This is a genomic window from Rhizobium sp. ZK1 (assembly GCF_047782645.1).
GTDB lineage: Bacteria > Pseudomonadota > Alphaproteobacteria > Rhizobiales > Rhizobiaceae > Rhizobium.
The window spans coordinates 2,138,387-2,153,853 of record NZ_CP180587.1; the positions used below are offsets into that span (position 1 = coordinate 2,138,387).

The window sequence follows — 15,467 nt, forward strand, 5'->3', positions numbered from 1 at the left end:
CCATGATCCGTTTCGTACTCGTGCGCCTGTTCCGTGCCGTCCTGACCATCATGGCGGTCGTTACCTTCGCCTTCGTCGTGTTGCGCATGTCGGGGGATCCCGCGCTGGTCATGCTCGGGCCTGACGTGCCGCAGGAGGCGGTCGATGCCTTCCGCAAGGCATGGGGCCTCGACCAGCCGCTCTGGATTCAATATCTCGCCTATATCAAGTCGATCTTGTCAGGCGATTTCGGCGTCTCGATGCGCGACAAGGCGTCCGCACTCAACCTGGTGCTGGAACGCGTGCCGGCGACGCTGCAGCTGACGCTGCCGGCCCTCGTCCTCAAGCTCGTCTTCGGCATTCCCTCCGGCGTCTATGCGGCGCTCCACCGGCAAAGCTTCTCCGACCGCGGCGTCATCCTGCTCGCCGTCCTCGGCTTCACCATTCCCTCCTTCGTCATGGGACTGCTGCTCGTGCTGGTCTTCTCGGTCATCCTCGGCTGGCTGCCCTCGGGCGGGCAGGATACCTGGGTGCACGGCATCCTGCCGACGCTGACCATGAGCATCGGCGGCATCGGCATCCTCGCCCGCTTTTCGCGCAGCGCCATGATCGAGGTGATCGGCCAGCCCTATATCCGCACGGCCTCGGCCAAGGGGCTGGCATGGCATGACGTGGTCTGGAACCACGCATTGCCCAATGCGGCCGTGCCGATCGTCACCATCGTCGGCTTCATGGTCGGCTCGCTGATCGCAGGCGCCGTCGTGGTGGAATCGATCTTTTCCTGGCCGGGCATCGGTCGCCTGCTGGTGGTCTCGGTCACCAATCGCGACCTCGCTGTCGTGCAATGCATCCTGCTGATCATCGCCGCCGCCATGGTCGTATCGAACCTCGTCGTCGACCTGCTCTACGGCTGGCTCGATCCGCGGCTTCGCTCGCATGCGGCCGGGCACTGAGGAGAAAACCGATGGCACCTGTCGATCTCGTGGCAACGCCGGCTTCCGGAAAGCCCAACCGCCTCGTCTCCTTCCTGCGCCGCAACCTGCCGATGTCGGTGGCGTTCGGCCTGCTGTGGCTAGCGGCCATGGTCCTGATCGCCGTTTTCGCCGACACGATCCGTCCGTTCAACATCACGGCCATGGATCTGAGCAGCCGGCTTTCGGCGCCGGGCGGGCTCAAGCATCTGCTCGGCACGGACGAGCTCGGCCGCGACGTGCTTTCGCGCCTCATCCAGTCGATCCGCGTGTCGCTCGTCATCGCCTTCGGCGCGACGATCCTCTCGGCCGTCTTCGGCACACTGCTCGGGTTCCTGGCGGCGCAGTTCCGCGGTTTCGTGGAGCATCTGGTGCTGATGCTCGCCGATTTCCAGGCCGCGCTGCCCTTCCTCATCATGTCGCTGGCGGTGCTCGCCTTCTTCGGTTCCTCCATGCTGCTGCTCGTCTGCCTCATGGGTTTCTACGGCTGGGAACGCTATGCACGCATCGCCCGCGGCCTAGCCATCGCCGCGGGCGCCCAGGGCTATGCGGCCGCGGTGGTGCAGCTCGGTGCTACGCCTTCGCGCGTCTACCTGCGTCATATCCTGCCGAACGTCGCCTCGACGCTGATCGTGTCCATGACGCTGACGTTTCCCGAAATCATCCTGATGGAAAGCAGTCTTTCCTTCCTCGGCCTCGGCGTGCAGCCGCCGGAAACCAGCCTTGGCAACATGGTGGGCTTCGGACGCGAATATCTGACGCGCGCGCCCTGGATCATGCTGGCGCCCGCCGCCGTCATCATGCTGACGACGCTTTCGATCTCGCTTGTCGGCGACTGGCTGCGCGACAAGCTCGACCCGACAATCCGCTAATACTGTGAAAACAATTATTGAAGGAAATTCCATGACGCTTATCACCGGCCATCGCGGCGCCCGCAACCTCTGGCCCGAAAACTCGCTCACCGGCTTCCGCAATGCTATCACGCTCGGCGTCGACGCCATCGAATTCGACGTGCACCTGACGCGCTCGGGCGAACTGGTCGTCATCCACGACGCGACGCTGGAACGCACCGCCGAAGGCTCCGGCCCGGTGCAGGACCTGTCGGTCGAAGCCCGCAAGGGGATCCTGCTGAAAGGCACGGACGAGGCCATTCCGACGCTTGGCGAAGTGCTCGAAGTTCTCGCCCCCAATAGAGGCATCGACCTGCATGTCGAGATCAAGATTGACGAGACCGGCACGCCCTATCCTGACATCGCCGCGCGCGTTGCAGCCGAGCTTTCCCGCTTCGGTGTCGGGGAACGCTCCTACCTGACCTCCTTCGATACCTCCGTTCTGGAGGATTGCCGCCTTCATGCGCCCGATGTTTCGCGCCTCGTCTCCGTTAACGCCGCCTGGGCCGAGAAGCAGGGCGGGCTCACCGCCTTCATCGATCACGTAGACGAGCTGGTAGAGATCGTCGCCATCCACCACGAGCTGATGGAAGCCGCATGGGACCTGATCCGCGCCCGGCTGCCGCTGGAGCGCCTCTGCGTCTGGACCCTCAACGACGAGCCCGGTATCCGCCACTGGCTGGAGCGCGGAATCGGCAGCCTGACCTCGGACAGCCCGGATCTGGCGCTGAAACTGCGCGCCGCCATCGGCGCCTGAGCTTTCACCTCGCCAAGCGTCGGCAGGATCACCCAAACGGAAGCTCAGTTCATCCAGATCGACGACGGCCAGCGCAGCGAAGTCTCCGATCAGCTGCGCTAGTGGTTTCCGCTTAACATAAGAGTCCGTATGGGATTCCCTTTGGCGAGCGCGTATGCGAGTGTGGCGCATGCGCACAGGAATAGCCTTCACCGTTTCGTCGACCGAACGCCAACGCCTGAGAGCCCTCATCAGTGATCGCAATGCGCCGCAGAAGCACGTCTGGCGCGCCGAGATCATCCTGCTGAGTGCCGATGGCGTCGGCACCGTCGAGATCATGCGACAGACTGGCAAGTCGAAGACCTGCGTGTGGCGCTGGCAGGAGCGCTTCGCCACTGAAGGCTTCGAGGGTCTCTTGCGCGACAAGTCGCGCCCCTCGCGTATTGCGCCGCTCGGGCCGGAGATCAGCGAGCAGGTGGTGGCGCTTTCGCTTGCCGACCCGCCGGGCGAGACGACGCACTGGACTGCCGACATGATGGCGGCCGAGGTGGGCGTCAGCGCCAGCGCGGTGCGTCGCATCTGGAAGGCGCATGGTCTCCAGCCCCACCGCTGGGGGGCCTCCAAGCTCTCCAACGACCCGCAGTTCGTCGCCAAGCTCAAAGACGTTGTCGGCCTCTACGTCGACCCGCCGGCCCATGCCATCGTGCTGTCGGTCGACGAGAAAAGCCAGATCCAGGCGCTCGACCGCACCTGACATGCCACTGAACTTTCATCCAGCGGCGACTAGCATCCCACATTCAAGTCCATGCTTCGTTAAGTTAACGATGCCCCAGCGCCAATTGAAATGATTTCAATAACGCCCGCTAGTGGAAATCAATGCCTGCTTAGGCCGACTCTTGAAATGCGCTTCCCATTTAACACAGCTTGTTAGTATTTCTTTCTTTTGACGGCGTGACGCACCGCTTGTACCATTGAAACGCTTCAATGGAGAAGTAGCTGCTATGCGGAATGGTCGCCCTACGATAAGTGACGTTGCTCGTGCCGCGGGGGTTTCTCTTGGCACCGTCTCGAATTTTCTCAATGGTAACGTCCCCGTCCGACCGGAAACGGGTGAGAAGGTCCAGCAAGCAATTCAAAAGCTAGCTTACAGACCGAGTCTTTTCGCAAGAGCCTTACCTCTTCGTGTTGCCGAGAGGATGAAGTCAACGCGCTCATTGCCAAGGCTTTTGGTCGTGGGACATATATGTGTGGACTACCTATGCCGGGTACCTGTTCTACCGCATCGCGACGACCGGGTGGCCGCCCGCCATATCGAGAAGGCTCTCGGCGGCCCGGCTGCCAATCTTGCGGTCGCCGCCGTCGGTGTCGGCGACGATTATTCCCTGCAGGTCGATCTCGCGACCGCTGTCGGCGACGATGGCGACAGCGAATGGGCACTGGCCGAACTCATGGCGCGCGGCGTCAACGTGCTGCCGATCCGCCGACCGATCAACAACCGCCTGCCGCGCGCGATCGTCATCATCGAGGGCAACGGCAGCCGCACGATCATTCACGAGACCTTCGAACTCAGCGAAATCGACCTGACCGCCAATATGGATGTCGAGACGCCGCAAGTTGCGTCCTGCCTTCATATCGAAGGATTTCACTACGAGCGCATGATCCCTTCGATCCAGCGTTTCCGTGATGCCGGTTGGCGCGTCAGCCTGCACACGGCCGGACTGCCCGAGGGGTCGCGCACCCCTGAGGCATTCATCGACCTCGTCGGGCGCATCGACCTGACTTTCGTCAACGACGAGACGCTGCGCGAGATCTTCAACATCCGCACCCCGCTCGCCTCGATGATCGAGGAAGCCCGGCGGATCTTCTCGCGCCTCAGGACGCGCGGCGACATCGTGCTGACGCTCGGCGAATTCGGCGCGGCGGTCTTTCGAAAGGGCGGCGGCGCGCAGATCGAAGTGCCGGCGCTGCCAGTCGACCGCGTCGATGCGACCGGTGCCGGCGACGCCTTCGCCGGCGTGTTCCTGAGCCTTTGGCTGCATGGCGCTTCGCTGGAAGAGGCCGCGCGTCACGCAGCCATCGGCGCCAGCCTGACCACGACTGCCGAAGGTGCGCAGGGCTACACGGCCAATGCCGCACGATTGAAGGAATTGCTGTCCGCCGTCGAAGTGCGCCGGGCGATCTGAATCGGGGCTCACCCCGGACAATTCAAAGACAAGGAGAGGTTCATGACGAAGAAAGTGCTGCTGGTCGGCGAAAGCTGGGTAAGTTCGGCTACCCATTACAAGGGGTTCGATCAGTTCGGCAGCGTCACCTTCCATCTCGGTGCAGAACCGCTCGTCGCCGCCCTGAAGGGAAGCGAGTTCGACGTCAACTACATGCCCGCGCATGAGGCCGTCGAGAAGTTTCCCTACACGATGGATGGCCTGACGTCCTATGACGCGATTATCCTTTCCGATATCGGCGCCAATTCGTTGCTGTTGCCGCCGGATGTGTGGCTGCATGGCAAGCCTGTCGCCAACCGTCTGAAGCTTATCCGCGAATGGACGAAGAAGGGCGGCGGCCTGATTATGGCCGGCGGCTATTTCTCCTTTCAGGGCATAGACGGCAAGGCGCGATGGCGACGCACGCCGGTCGAGGAGGCTCTCCCCGTCACCTGCCTTCCCTACGACGATCGCCTGGAAGTACCGGAAGGCTTCAAGGCGATCGTGACGGGCAAGTCGCATCCCATCCTTTCCGGCATTGATGGTGAATGGCCGCTGTTGCTTGGCGCCAACGAGGTCGTCGCCAAGGACGGCGCCGGTATCGAAGTGCTGGCAACCTTGCCGCAGGACGAGGGCTCGCACCCGCTGCTGGTCACGGGTTCCCACGGCAAGGGCCGCACAGTCGCCTGGACTTCCGATATCGGACCACACTGGCTGCCAAACAGCTTTGTCGCCTGGCCGGGCTACGCGACGCTTTGGCTCAACATCCTGCGCTGGGCCGTGAAGTCGATCTAGCGGACGAAAAGGAGCAAACCGACATGACAGATCCCCTCCTCAGAGCCGCCGGAATAGGAAAGCGCTTTGGCGGACTGACCGCTCTGGCTGACGTAGATGTGGATATCCACGCGGGCGAGGTGCTGGCGTTGCTCGGCGACAACGGCGCCGGCAAATCGACCTTCGTCAAGGTCCTGGCAGGCGCCCACGCGCCGACCAGCGGTGAACTGCTGATCGAGGGCAAGCCTGTCAGTTTCACCTCGCCGAAGGACGCCGCCACCGCCGGCATCGCGACGATCTTCCAGGAACTCGCCCTTTCGGAAAATCTCTCGATCGCCGAGAACGTCTTTCTCGGGCGCGAACTGAAGCGGTCGGTCCTCGGCATTCCCTTTCTGCGCCGCCGGGAAATGCGTCAGCGCGTCGACAATCTGATCGATGAACTGGATGCGCATATCTCCGATCCGAACGCGGCCGTCGGCAGCCTGTCCGGCGGGCAACGCCAGGCGGTCGCCATTTGCAGGGCGCTCAATCTCGACGCCAAGTTGGTCATCATGGATGAGCCGACGGCAGCGCTCGCCGTCGCCGAAACCCGTAAGGTGCTGTCGCTGACCCGCAAGCTCGCCCAGCGCGGCTGCGCCGTCGTCATCATCAGCCACAACATTTCCGATGTCTTCGAAGTCGCCGACCGGATGGTCGTCTTCCGCCGCGGCCGCAAGGTCGCGGAACGCAGGCGCGATACCACCGATCCAGAAGAGATCGTCTCCCTCATAACAGGCGCCCATCCCGACGTGCGGGCGCTTGAAAAAACAAACTAAAAAATGCGCGTCACTTCCAGAGGATCAGAAACCATGTTCAATCGCATCACCAAGACGCTGACGATTTCAGCCTTCACGCTCGTCACCGCAACCGCCGTTTTCGCAGCGGACAAGCCAAAGGTCGCATTCGTGCCCCAGCTTGTCGGCATTCCCTATTTCAACGCTATGCAGGACGGCGGAAATCGCGCCGCCAAGGATCTCGGCGTCGACTTCGTCTATACCGGCCCTGTCGACACCAATCCGGTCGATCAGCTTCAGATCGTTCAGAGCCTGATAGACAAGGGCGTCAACGCCATTTCCGTCAGCGTGCTCGATGCGTCAAGCATTGCCCCGGTCGTCAAGGCGGCCGAAGCGAAGAAGATCAAGCTTTTCACCAGCGATAGCGACGCGCCCGACAGCGGCCGCGCCGTCTATGTCGCTCAGGCGACGGACCAGGGTCTCGGCAACACCATCATCGATGAGCTGGTCAAGCGGGTCGGGCCGGATGCCAAGATCGGCATCGTCTCGGGAGAGGCGACTGCATCGAACCTGAATGCATGGATCGGCTTCATGCAGGAGGAAGCCAAGATCAAATATCCAAAGCTGACGCTTCTGCCGCCCCAATATGCCGGCGGCACCGCCGAGCGCGCCGCCCAGATCGCCGGCGACATGATGACGGCAAATCCCGATCTGAAGGGAATCATTGGCGTCGCCTCCTCGACATGCCCGGGCGTCGCCCAGGCAATAGAGACGGCAGGCAAGATCGGTTCCGTCATCGGGACCGGCTATTGCAGCCCGAATACCGCCCGCAGCTATCTGAAGAGCGGCGCCTTCGGCTTCACCGTCCTCTGGGATCCGGAAAAGCTCGGCTATCTGACGGTCTGGGCCGGCAAGCAGCTCGTCGACGGCAAGTCGTTCGAGGCTGAAAACAAGGTTCCGAGCTTCGATGAGCCGGTCTCCTATGACGCCAAGAAGGGCATCCTCCTGCTGGGACCGCCGGCAGTCTTTACCGCTGACAACGTCGACAAGTTCAACTTCTGAGCAGAGCGATGCGACGTCTGATCGGTAGCAATACGTCCATGAGTGCCCGGGAGTGGTGCTTGCTCGCCGCGATCCTCGTGGCGGTGGCCATCTTCTCCCTCGCATCGCCCTATTTCGCATCCTTCGCGAACGCCGGCACAATACTGCGCAATAGCGTGGAATTGCTGCTGTCGGGTCTGGGGATGACGTTGATCCTTGCCATCGGCGGCATCGATGTTTCCATCGGTGTCGTCATGGGCCTCGCCGCGATCGCCATCGGTCGCGGCCTTGGCGCCGGATTTCCGCCTCTTGTGGTCGCCCTGTCGGGGCCTGTTGTCGGCGCCTTGCTCGGGCTGGTTACGGCCTCGGTGGTCGTGCTTGGTCGCATTCCGGCGATCGTCGGCACACTCGGGTTGCTCGGGGTCTACCGCACCGGCATATTCGTGCTTCTGGGCGGGCAGTGGCTCTCAGGCCTGCCGAAATCTCTGACGGACTTCCTGTCGGTCTCGCTTGCCGGCATACCGCTGAACGCGATCGTCATCGTGCTTGCCTATCTTGTCATCTGGCTAGTGCTGCGGCGGACACCCTTCGGTCTGCATCTGCTCTCGATCGGCAATTCGGAAGACAAGGCACGACTTTCAGGCGTTGCGGTCGTCAGAGTCCGCTGCGCTGTCTTCGTCATCGCCGGAGCACTGACGGGGCTTGCTGCCACCTTCTATGTCGGCACCTACCGCAATGTCGAAATGTCGATCGGCAGCAATCTGGCTCTTGATGCGGTCGCTGCCGTCGTGCTCGGCGGCACCAGCATCCTCGGCGGCAAATGTAGCCTCGTCGGCACGGTGTTCGGCGTGCTCCTGCTGCGCATATTGCAGAACGGGCTGCTGCTGATCGGCGTGCCCTCGTTGTGGCAGCCGGTGGTGACCGGCGCTCTCCTCATCGGGACGCTTGCCTTCGAGGTCATGGCCCATCGATTGAAATTCTCCGATATCAAGTGGGCGAAGTGATGAAGAACCGATGCACGTTGCAGGGTACCCATCTGATCCTTTCCATCCTTGTGGCATTGTGGATCGTCCTCGTGGCCGGGGTCGCCGTCTTGCAGCCATCGACGCTCAATGTCTCGACGGTCTCCACCGTGCTGCAATTCTCGACCATCCTGGCGCTCGCCTCGCTCGGTCAGGCGCTTGTCGTGCTTGCCGGAGGCGCCGGCATCGATCTCTCGGTCGGCAGTATCGTGTCGTTGACGGCTGTCGCCAGCCTGATGCTCGTCCGGCTCGGCTTGCCGCCGGGGTTGCTGCCTTTCCTCTGTCTCCTATTCGGAACAGTCCTGGGCTTGATCAACGGCTGGCTCGTGACACGCCTTGCCATTTTACCACTGATCGCCACGCTCGGGACCTTCTTCATCTATTCGGGCCTGGCGCTTGCTGTGACAGGTGGTGCTGCGCAGTCAGGCGTGCCGGACTGGCTGCTTGTCTGGGGGCGGGGCATCGTGGCCGGCTTCCCCCTTCCGTTCCTGACCATTGCTCTTCCCGCCTTTATCGCCACGGCAATACTTCTCAATGGAACTGCCTGGGGCAGATGGATCTATGCGATGGGCTTCAACGAAAGGTCCGCGCGGCTGACCGGCATCGCGGTCGATCGCGCCCGCATGATTATCTATGCGGCAAGTGGTTTGCTTTGCGGTGCCGCCGGGCTTGTTTCAATCGCCTGGCTCGGAAGCGGTCGGCCGAATATTGGCCAGAATCTCGAACTGGCATCACTAACTGCAGCCATGCTTGGCGGCATCCTCATCACGGGAGGACGCGGCGGCGTCGGCGGCGTGCTCGCAGCCGTGATGCTGCTCGTCACCCTGCAGACGAGCCTTTTGCAGCTTGGCGTCAACACCGTCTGGCAGGTGGGCATCGTCGGCTGCCTGCTGATCTTCGTCCTGCTTGCCGAACGCCTTTCCCAACGCTGGAGATAAAATATGACCTCACTGCAACAGACCATCGCCGGGCTCGTCGAAGCGCGCTCGGACAAGATCGTCGCGACCTTGAGCGACCTCGTCCGCTTTCCCTCCGTCGTCAAATCAAACCCGAAGGAGGCCGGTCCCGGCGAGCGCGACTGCCAGCTTTATCTGCAGAAGCGCTTGGAAAAGCTGGGTTTTACTACCGATCTCTGGGATCCGGACGGTCCGGCACTTTATGCCAAGTATGAAGGCCGGCCAGGTGCCAACAAAGGACGTACCTTCGAAGGCCGGCCCAATCTCGGCGGTACGCTTGCCGGCATCGGTGGAGGCCGCTCGATCATGTTGACAGGCCATATCGACGTCGTTCCGCCGGGTGCCATCGATCATTGGGCGACCGATCCCTTCGACCCGGTCCTTAAAGAAGGTTTCCTTCATGGTCGCGGCACCGTCGACATGAAGGGTGGCGTTGCCTGCATGCTGATGGCGGTCGAGATCCTGAAGGAGTTGAAAGTACCGCTTTCGGGAGACATCGTCTTTACGACCGTTGTCGACGAGGAAATCGGCGGCATGGGTTCGCTTGCAATGGTCGATCGTGGCTTCAAGGCGGACGCCGGTATCATGACCGAGCCGACCGGCAACAAGATCGCGCCGCTGTGCCATGGAATCCTGTGGGGCAAGATCATCATCGACGGCATCGGCGGCCATGCTGAGCTGACGCCGAATGCGTGGTATTCCAGCGGTCCCGTCGACGCGGTCCAGCTTTGCCGCCAGATGCTTGACGGTATCGACATCCTCAATCGTCGCTGGATGTTCGATCCCAGGAAGAACCACCCGCTGATGGATCTGCCGAACCAGATCATCGTCACCCAGATGTCGGCGGGCGAACATCCGTCGTCGATGGCCGGTCGCGCGGAGATCATCATCGACGCGCAATATCTTCCAAGCGAAAAGGACGAATTCGGCCTCGGCGGCAAGGTCAAGCGTGAGATTGAAGAGCATGTGCGGCATGTGTGCCAGGCAGATCCCTACCTGCGCGCGCATCCAGCTCGGGTAGAATGGATTCTCGATGCCGATTGCGCAGAGATCCCGGCCGACAGCTCTTTCATCGGCATCTTCCAGAACGCGGTGGAGACGGCTGATCTCGATCCGGTCCTCTCCGGCTTCGGTGCCCATAGCGATATCGGTCTGCCGACCGGCCTTGGCAACACGCCGACGGTAAACTTCGGCCCGGGCGATCCAGCTCTGTCGCATCAGCCGAATGAACGCGTCTCGGTCCGTGATCTCATCGATTGCACCAAGGCGATCGCCTTAGCGATCGAGGAATGGTGCCGCTGAACGGCTAAAGTTCCCTAGGCCGGCGGAATAGCCATCCAGGACGTTAAACTACAAGCTGCTGGCGGCGGTTTCGAACGCCGCCAGGTCGCCTCAGCGCCGACACGGCCCCGGGGCAGCCAGGTGACAGGCCGTTGATTGACCGTCTTCCCGACAATATTGGGGTCAGAACAAGATGGGATGGTTGCCGTTCCACAACTCGCTCACCGCAGCGTTGGGTAATCCGGCTACCAGTATGACGTTCCTAAAATGTGCGGTGTCGTCAGAGCTGCCGTTGTTGCAATCGGAACAAGTGGCAATTGCTATCCTTTGAAACTTGCTTGTCGATTTGGATGAGGGATCGAGCGACCGGTATTAAGCCTTTCGTCGTTCATGATGGTTAGCGACGCCGTTCGCGCCGGTGTGGGCGTGGCGCAGTTACCCTTGTCGCTTGTCAGCGCCGACCTGGCCGCCGGCACGCGCCGGGACGACTTCTTCCTGCGATGCAATGGCCGTCAGCGCACCCTGCACCGCAAGTTTGCGCCAGGCGAACAAGTGGTTCGGCTGAATGCCATGACGCCGAGCAACGATGCTGACTGTGACATCAGGCTCGTAGTTCGCGGATTATCGCGAGCTTCTTCGTGGTCGGCCACCGGCGGCGGCGCTCAGGGCCGGACAGCACCTCTGTCCGGAGATTTATGGGGTCGCTACACACATACCCACATATGTGCTAATGTGGGTTTTCTCAGTTCAGGAGCACGTTAGATGAGCCGATTGACGATCGACATAACGGACCAACAACATCAAAGCCTAAAGGCGCTGGCCGCTTTGCAGGGCAAGACAATCAAGCAGTATGCACTTGAGCGCCTCTTTCCCGGTGACACAGACGGAGAACGAGCCTGGGAGGAGTTGAAGACGTTGATGAACACGCGCGTCAATGAGGGGCTCGCCGGAAAAGTGTCGACCAAAACCGTAGGTGAGATCCTCGACGAGGAGATTGCCGAGGGTCGTGCTTGACGGCCTACATTCTTACTGCAGAGGCGGAAGCGGATCTACGCTCGGTAATCCGCTACACACGTGCGCAATGGAGTGCCGCCCAGGTACGCCGCTACGTCTCGGCTTTGGAGCGAGGTATCGCAAACCTTGCCGAGGGCGAAGCTCCGTTCAAGGATATGAGCGCGCTTTATCCGGCGTTACGAATGGCGCGATGCCAGCATCACTACGTCTTTTGTCTGCCTCGAGAGGATGCGCCTGCCCTCATCATGGCGATTCTTCATGAACGAATGGATCTCATGACGCGTTTGGTTGATCGTCTGAACGAATGATGTTTGGACGGAGGCGAGATTCCTGAGCGCAAGACCGATAAATCGTTGTTATCGCTTGGTCAAAAAGGGGCGCGCAAGTTCTGATCCCTTCGAGGCGGCCATCGCATTGAAAGAAATAGAGAGTGCCACTTCGCTCGCTCTCGGTGCTTAGGAAAAGTTCTCCAGAACCGCCATAAACGTGTGCCGATCGCCTTGTCCCTCCGTCAGCCGCACCCGTCCCTCGATGTCCGCAAGATGGTGATCCATCAAGGGCATCGTAAACTTAACGTCCGCCAAGTGACAGGTACTGCTCCTGCTGGACTCCCCGATTATATCCGAGCGATTTCGGCCCACATGCTCATGGTCGCTGCGCGTAGTTCGCGATGGTGGCTGGATGAAATGTCGTGACGGGGGATGTTGAACAGATTAGCGATCGGATCGTGAATGGACACGAAGCGTTGCAAATGTCGCGGTGACTTGGAGCCCTTCATGATCCGTTCTCGTCGTCGGACAGGCTGGTGGGAGTTTTCTGCCCGATTGTTGAGGCCTTTGTGGGAGCGATGCTCGACGCCGGGCATGATTTCCCGCTTTGCGGCGCCGTAGGAGCGAAGCTTGTCGGTAACCATCACGCGTGGCGCCCGGCCATGGCTTTTCAACAGCTTGCGCATCAGGCGCTTGGCCGCCTTGGCGTTACGGCGGCTTTGTACGAGAACCTCCAGAACGAAACCATTCTCATCAACGGCGCGCCACAACCAATGCTTCTTGCCTCGGATCGAAATGACGGCCTCGTCGAGGTGCCATTTATCGCCGAACTGGCCGGACGAGCGGCGGTGGATCTCGTTGGCAAAACTACGGCCAAATTTCTCTGCCCACAGTCGCACCGTTTGATGCGAGACAAGGATGCCTCGCGCCGCCAGCATATCCTCGACCATCCGCAGGCTCAGAGGGAAGCGGATATAAAGCCAGACCGCGTGGGCGATGATGTCGGCGGGAAAACGATGGCGGCGGTAGAGTGGGTCAAGGGCGGTCATACCCCAGGATCCACCTTCAAAGCCCACATTTCGTTAAGTTGACGATGCCGGCTGCGAAGTTCGGCCTCAAATTCGCTCATCAGCTTCGTCGACGGTCCCGCGGTCAATTTGCTGATAAATGGCAGCTTGATGAGATGGTGGTGACGATCAAGGGGAAGAAATACTGGCTGTGGCGCGCTGTCGATGCCAACGGCTACGTCCTCGATGCCCTGCTGCAAAGCCGCAGAAACAAGCGGGCAGCCCTTCGGCTGATGCGCAAACTGCTCAAGGGTCAGGGTACCACCCCACGGGTTATGGTCACCGACAAGCTGCGGTCCTATTCTGCCGCCAAGTCCGAATTGATGCCGGGCGTCGAGCATCGGTCACATAAAGGCATCAACAACCGCGCCGAGAATTCACATCTTCCCGTGCGACGACGGGAACGGCGCATGATGCGCTTCAAGTAGGCGCGGCAATGCCAGCGTTTCATCTCGACCCATGGCCAAGTCGCCAATCTCTTTCTTCTTCACCGCAAACACCTGACCGCAACAGATCACCGCCAGCTTCGCTCCAACGCCAACGCAACATGGCGGCAGATCACTATGTCAATCAACGCGTGAAGGCTGACACGATGCCAGACGCGCACCCTGTCCCAGCTTAAGGCTACGCCCCCTCGCCGATGTTCAATCCATCGCCGTAAGAATCCAATCACCACCATCTCACTCTCGCATCTTGATGCAGGCTGCTTAGATCGACATGAAGTGCTGCGGTGAATCGCGGCACCAAAAACGCGTTATGACTCATCATCAAAAACGTTTATTAAATCATCATATTGAACGCGTATTGACTCAACGTTAAAAACGCGCAACTAAACGGCATCAAAAACGTGCAATGACGCGGGCATTGCCTTATGAGACGCGGCATTGCGAGTTCGCGCAACAACTACATGGTCGTGAGAACCAAAATGGCTACACCAAATGAAAAGTTGGCTGAAGCCCTGCAAGCCCTCAAAACGTTGCAGGATGGCGGGCGTCGAATATTCAAGTCCGACGAGTTCAGCCGACTACACCGAGAGCGCCTTACACGGAGCGGATTTCTCCAAGAAGTCATCCGCGGCTGGCAAATGTCAACGGGACCCCAGTCCCAAGACGGCGACACAACCCTTTGGTACGCTTCATTCTGGGAGTTCTGCTCCCTCTACTGCAACGACCGCTTTGGACGGGAATGGCATCTGTCACCGGAACAATCGATGCTATTCCACGCAGAAGCAACTGCGATTCCGCCCCAGGTGATTGTCAACAGTCCAAAGGCAACGGGCAACAATATATCACTGCTTTTTGGCACATCCATCTACGATCTCAAGACCAAGCAAATGCCACCGCGCGAGGATCTCGTCGAGAAAAACGGATTGAGGTTCTATACTGCGGACGCCGCCCTGGTAAAAGTTACTGAAGCGTTTTTCCAAAGATCACCTATCGAAGCCCAGATCGTGCTGAAATCCATGCGTGATGTGTCGGGTGTCCTCGGTCGATTACTCGACGGAGGGCACTCGGCGGTGGCAGGCCGTCTGGCCGGGGCATTTCGGCGCATAGGAAAAGGCGAGTTCGCCGACGATATCTTGAAAACGATGAAAGGCGCGATGTACGACGTTAGAGAGACCGACCCGTTCGATCAAAACCAGAAAGTCTCCACCTTAGCTGTCGGTGAATCTCCCATTGTGGCGCGTCTCAATGCTATATGGGAAAGCCAGCGTCAGGCGGTCCTCGATGTCTTTCCTGCTGCACCCGGACTTCCCTCGGACACCGTCGCTTTCATGAAATCGGTCGAGGACATATACAAGAACGACGCATACCATTCACTTTCGATCGAAGGATACAGCGTTACTCCGGAACTCATTGATCGCGTGCGCGCTGGTACGTGGGCTCCGGATGTGGATCAGCAGGATAGGCAAAACCGGGACGCCCTGGCAGCACGCGGTTATTGGCAGGCATTTCAGAGCGTGAAGGAATCTGTTGCGGAGATTCTCCGCGGTGCACCGTCAGGAGCCGTTATCCGTAAGCAACATAGGGATTGGTACCGCGAACTGTTCGGTCCCTCGGTCGCCGCAGGTATCCTGAAACCCAGCGCCCTCGCGGGCTATCGAAACCACCCTGTATATCTTCGCGGATCATGGCATGTACCACCGCGTTCCGAAGCGGTTCCGGATGGAATGGAGACCCTGTTCGATCTACTGGAGAAGGAAAGCGAGCCAGCGGTTAGGGCAGTCCTTGGCCACTGGTTGATAGGCTATGTTCATCCCTATCCTGACGGCAACGGACGGATGGCGCGCTTCCTGATGAACGCCATGTTCGCCTCGGGTGGGTTTCCATGGGCAGTGGTTAGGGTTGAGGATCGGTCAACTTATTTGGCCGGCCTTGAACAGGCGAGCGTCCACATGAACGTCAAACCGTTCGCGGAATTCATCGCGGAGCGCACCTCTTGGTCGATGAGCAAGGCAGGCATCGTCAACTTAACGAAATGTGGGCTTTGAAG

The 15,467-nt window shown here is 60.2% G+C and carries 14 protein-coding genes and 5 pseudogenes; 16 read left to right on the top strand and 3 right to left on the bottom strand.

From position 1 onward, the window contains the following. Positions 1 to 2 precede the first annotated feature (2 nt). From ACK9YZ_RS32510 to ACK9YZ_RS32565, 12 genes and pseudogenes are all read left to right on the top strand, one after another. Positions 3 to 932 carry an ABC transporter permease gene (locus ACK9YZ_RS32510; RefSeq protein WP_416067549.1) on the top strand — a complete coding sequence of 310 codons (930 nt, stop codon included), beginning with the start codon at positions 3 to 5 and terminating at the stop codon, positions 930 to 932. Between the two features lie 11 nt (positions 933 to 943). Further along, on the top strand, positions 944 to 1,822 hold the full coding sequence (locus ACK9YZ_RS32515; RefSeq protein WP_416067550.1) for an ABC transporter permease: 879 nt from the start codon (positions 944 to 946) through the stop codon (positions 1,820 to 1,822). A gap of 31 nt (positions 1,823 to 1,853) precedes the next feature. After that, complete coding sequence (locus ACK9YZ_RS32520) at positions 1,854 to 2,597, top strand: glycerophosphodiester phosphodiesterase family protein (RefSeq protein ID WP_416067551.1); 744 nt, start codon at positions 1,854 to 1,856, stop codon at positions 2,595 to 2,597. A 169-nt stretch (positions 2,598 to 2,766) separates the two neighbouring features. Further along, positions 2,767 to 3,327 (top strand): annotated as a pseudogene (locus tag ACK9YZ_RS32525) (IS630 family transposase); the annotation flags it as partial. Positions 3,328 to 3,577: 250 nt separating this feature from the next. Further along, entirely contained in the window at positions 3,578 to 4,759 is a 1,182-nt protein-coding gene (locus ACK9YZ_RS32530; RefSeq protein ID WP_216759591.1) for a carbohydrate kinase family protein, read from the top strand. Between the two features lie 42 nt (positions 4,760 to 4,801). Further along, positions 4,802 to 5,572: a glutamine amidotransferase gene (locus ACK9YZ_RS32535; RefSeq protein WP_416067552.1), complete on the top strand. Its 771-nt coding sequence runs from the start codon at positions 4,802 to 4,804 to the stop codon at positions 5,570 to 5,572. Positions 5,573 to 5,595: 23 nt separating this feature from the next. Beyond that, on the top strand, positions 5,596 to 6,366 hold the full coding sequence (locus ACK9YZ_RS32540; RefSeq protein WP_216759589.1) for an ATP-binding cassette domain-containing protein: 771 nt from the start codon (positions 5,596 to 5,598) through the stop codon (positions 6,364 to 6,366). A 33-nt stretch (positions 6,367 to 6,399) separates the two neighbouring features. Beyond that, a complete protein-coding gene (locus tag ACK9YZ_RS32545) occupies positions 6,400 to 7,386 on the top strand; it encodes an autoinducer 2 ABC transporter substrate-binding protein (protein ID WP_416067553.1) in 987 nt (328 codons plus the stop codon). Between the two features lie 59 nt (positions 7,387 to 7,445). Then, complete coding sequence (locus ACK9YZ_RS32550; protein WP_416067554.1) at positions 7,446 to 8,369, top strand: ABC transporter permease; 924 nt, start codon at positions 7,446 to 7,448, stop codon at positions 8,367 to 8,369. Then, entirely contained in the window at positions 8,369 to 9,325 is a 957-nt protein-coding gene (locus ACK9YZ_RS32555) for an ABC transporter permease (protein ID WP_416067555.1), read from the top strand. The genes ACK9YZ_RS32550 and ACK9YZ_RS32555 overlap by 1 nt, the downstream gene beginning before the upstream one ends. A gap of 3 nt (positions 9,326 to 9,328) precedes the next feature. Next, a complete protein-coding gene (locus tag ACK9YZ_RS32560; RefSeq protein WP_416067556.1) occupies positions 9,329 to 10,645 on the top strand; it encodes a M20 family metallopeptidase in 1,317 nt (438 codons plus the stop codon). A gap of 345 nt (positions 10,646 to 10,990) precedes the next feature. Then, positions 10,991 to 11,101: pseudogene (locus tag ACK9YZ_RS32565) on the top strand (LysR family transcriptional regulator); the annotation flags it as partial. Here the strand turns inward: ACK9YZ_RS32565 and ACK9YZ_RS32570 are convergent. After that, positions 11,102 to 11,321: pseudogene (locus ACK9YZ_RS32570) on the bottom strand (transposase); the annotation flags it as partial. Between the two features lie 65 nt (positions 11,322 to 11,386). Between ACK9YZ_RS32570 and ACK9YZ_RS32575 the strand changes: the two are divergent. Both ACK9YZ_RS32575 and ACK9YZ_RS32580 read left to right on the top strand, forming a co-directional pair. After that, the gene (locus ACK9YZ_RS32575) at positions 11,387 to 11,638 is read left to right on the top strand and encodes an antitoxin (protein ID WP_416067557.1); all 252 of its coding nucleotides are present in this window, start codon (positions 11,387 to 11,389) and stop codon (positions 11,636 to 11,638) included. Continuing rightward, entirely contained in the window at positions 11,635 to 11,946 is a 312-nt protein-coding gene (locus ACK9YZ_RS32580) for a type II toxin-antitoxin system RelE/ParE family toxin (RefSeq protein ID WP_416067558.1), read from the top strand. The genes ACK9YZ_RS32575 and ACK9YZ_RS32580 overlap by 4 nt, the downstream gene beginning before the upstream one ends. A gap of 147 nt (positions 11,947 to 12,093) precedes the next feature. On the opposite strand, the pseudogene ACK9YZ_RS32585 reads toward ACK9YZ_RS32580, so the two are convergent. Beyond that, positions 12,094 to 12,198, bottom strand: a pseudogene (locus tag ACK9YZ_RS32585) (GntR family transcriptional regulator); the annotation flags it as partial. 56 nt (positions 12,199 to 12,254) lie between these two features. Continuing rightward, entirely contained in the window at positions 12,255 to 12,956 is a 702-nt protein-coding gene (locus ACK9YZ_RS32590) for an IS6 family transposase (RefSeq protein ID WP_416067559.1), read from the bottom strand. A 56-nt stretch (positions 12,957 to 13,012) separates the two neighbouring features. Here ACK9YZ_RS32590 and ACK9YZ_RS32595 point away from each other — a divergent pair. Continuing rightward, positions 13,013 to 13,555 (top strand): annotated as a pseudogene (locus ACK9YZ_RS32595) (IS6 family transposase); the annotation flags it as partial. 344 nt (positions 13,556 to 13,899) lie between these two features. Next, on the top strand, positions 13,900 to 15,465 hold the full coding sequence (locus tag ACK9YZ_RS32600) for a Fic family protein (RefSeq protein WP_416067560.1): 1,566 nt from the start codon (positions 13,900 to 13,902) through the stop codon (positions 15,463 to 15,465). Positions 15,466 to 15,467: the final 2 nt, after the last annotated feature.

What these genes read in the sequence shown, in the direction of transcription:
- ACK9YZ_RS32510 (WP_416067549.1), top strand. Translation starts at nt 3, where the DNA reads ATGATCCGTTTCGTACTCGTGCGCCTGTTCCGTGCCGTCCTGACCATC.
- ACK9YZ_RS32515 (WP_416067550.1), top strand. Translation starts at nt 944, where the DNA reads ATGGCACCTGTCGATCTCGTGGCAACGCCGGCTTCCGGAAAGCCCAAC.
- ACK9YZ_RS32520 (WP_416067551.1), top strand. Translation starts at nt 1,854, where the DNA reads ATGACGCTTATCACCGGCCATCGCGGCGCCCGCAACCTCTGGCCCGAA.
- ACK9YZ_RS32530 (WP_216759591.1), top strand. Translation starts at nt 3,578, where the DNA reads ATGCGGAATGGTCGCCCTACGATAAGTGACGTTGCTCGTGCCGCGGGG.
- ACK9YZ_RS32535 (WP_416067552.1), top strand. Translation starts at nt 4,802, where the DNA reads ATGACGAAGAAAGTGCTGCTGGTCGGCGAAAGCTGGGTAAGTTCGGCT.
- ACK9YZ_RS32540 (WP_216759589.1), top strand. Translation starts at nt 5,596, where the DNA reads ATGACAGATCCCCTCCTCAGAGCCGCCGGAATAGGAAAGCGCTTTGGC.
- ACK9YZ_RS32545 (WP_416067553.1), top strand. Translation starts at nt 6,400, where the DNA reads ATGTTCAATCGCATCACCAAGACGCTGACGATTTCAGCCTTCACGCTC.
- ACK9YZ_RS32555 (WP_416067555.1), top strand. Translation starts at nt 8,369, where the DNA reads ATGAAGAACCGATGCACGTTGCAGGGTACCCATCTGATCCTTTCCATC.
- ACK9YZ_RS32560 (WP_416067556.1), top strand. Translation starts at nt 9,329, where the DNA reads ATGACCTCACTGCAACAGACCATCGCCGGGCTCGTCGAAGCGCGCTCG.
- ACK9YZ_RS32575 (WP_416067557.1), top strand. Translation starts at nt 11,387, where the DNA reads ATGAGCCGATTGACGATCGACATAACGGACCAACAACATCAAAGCCTA.
- ACK9YZ_RS32590 (WP_416067559.1), bottom strand. Translation starts at nt 12,956, where the DNA reads ATGACCGCCCTTGACCCACTCTACCGCCGCCATCGTTTTCCCGCCGAC.
- ACK9YZ_RS32600 (WP_416067560.1), top strand. Translation starts at nt 13,900, where the DNA reads ATGGCTACACCAAATGAAAAGTTGGCTGAAGCCCTGCAAGCCCTCAAA.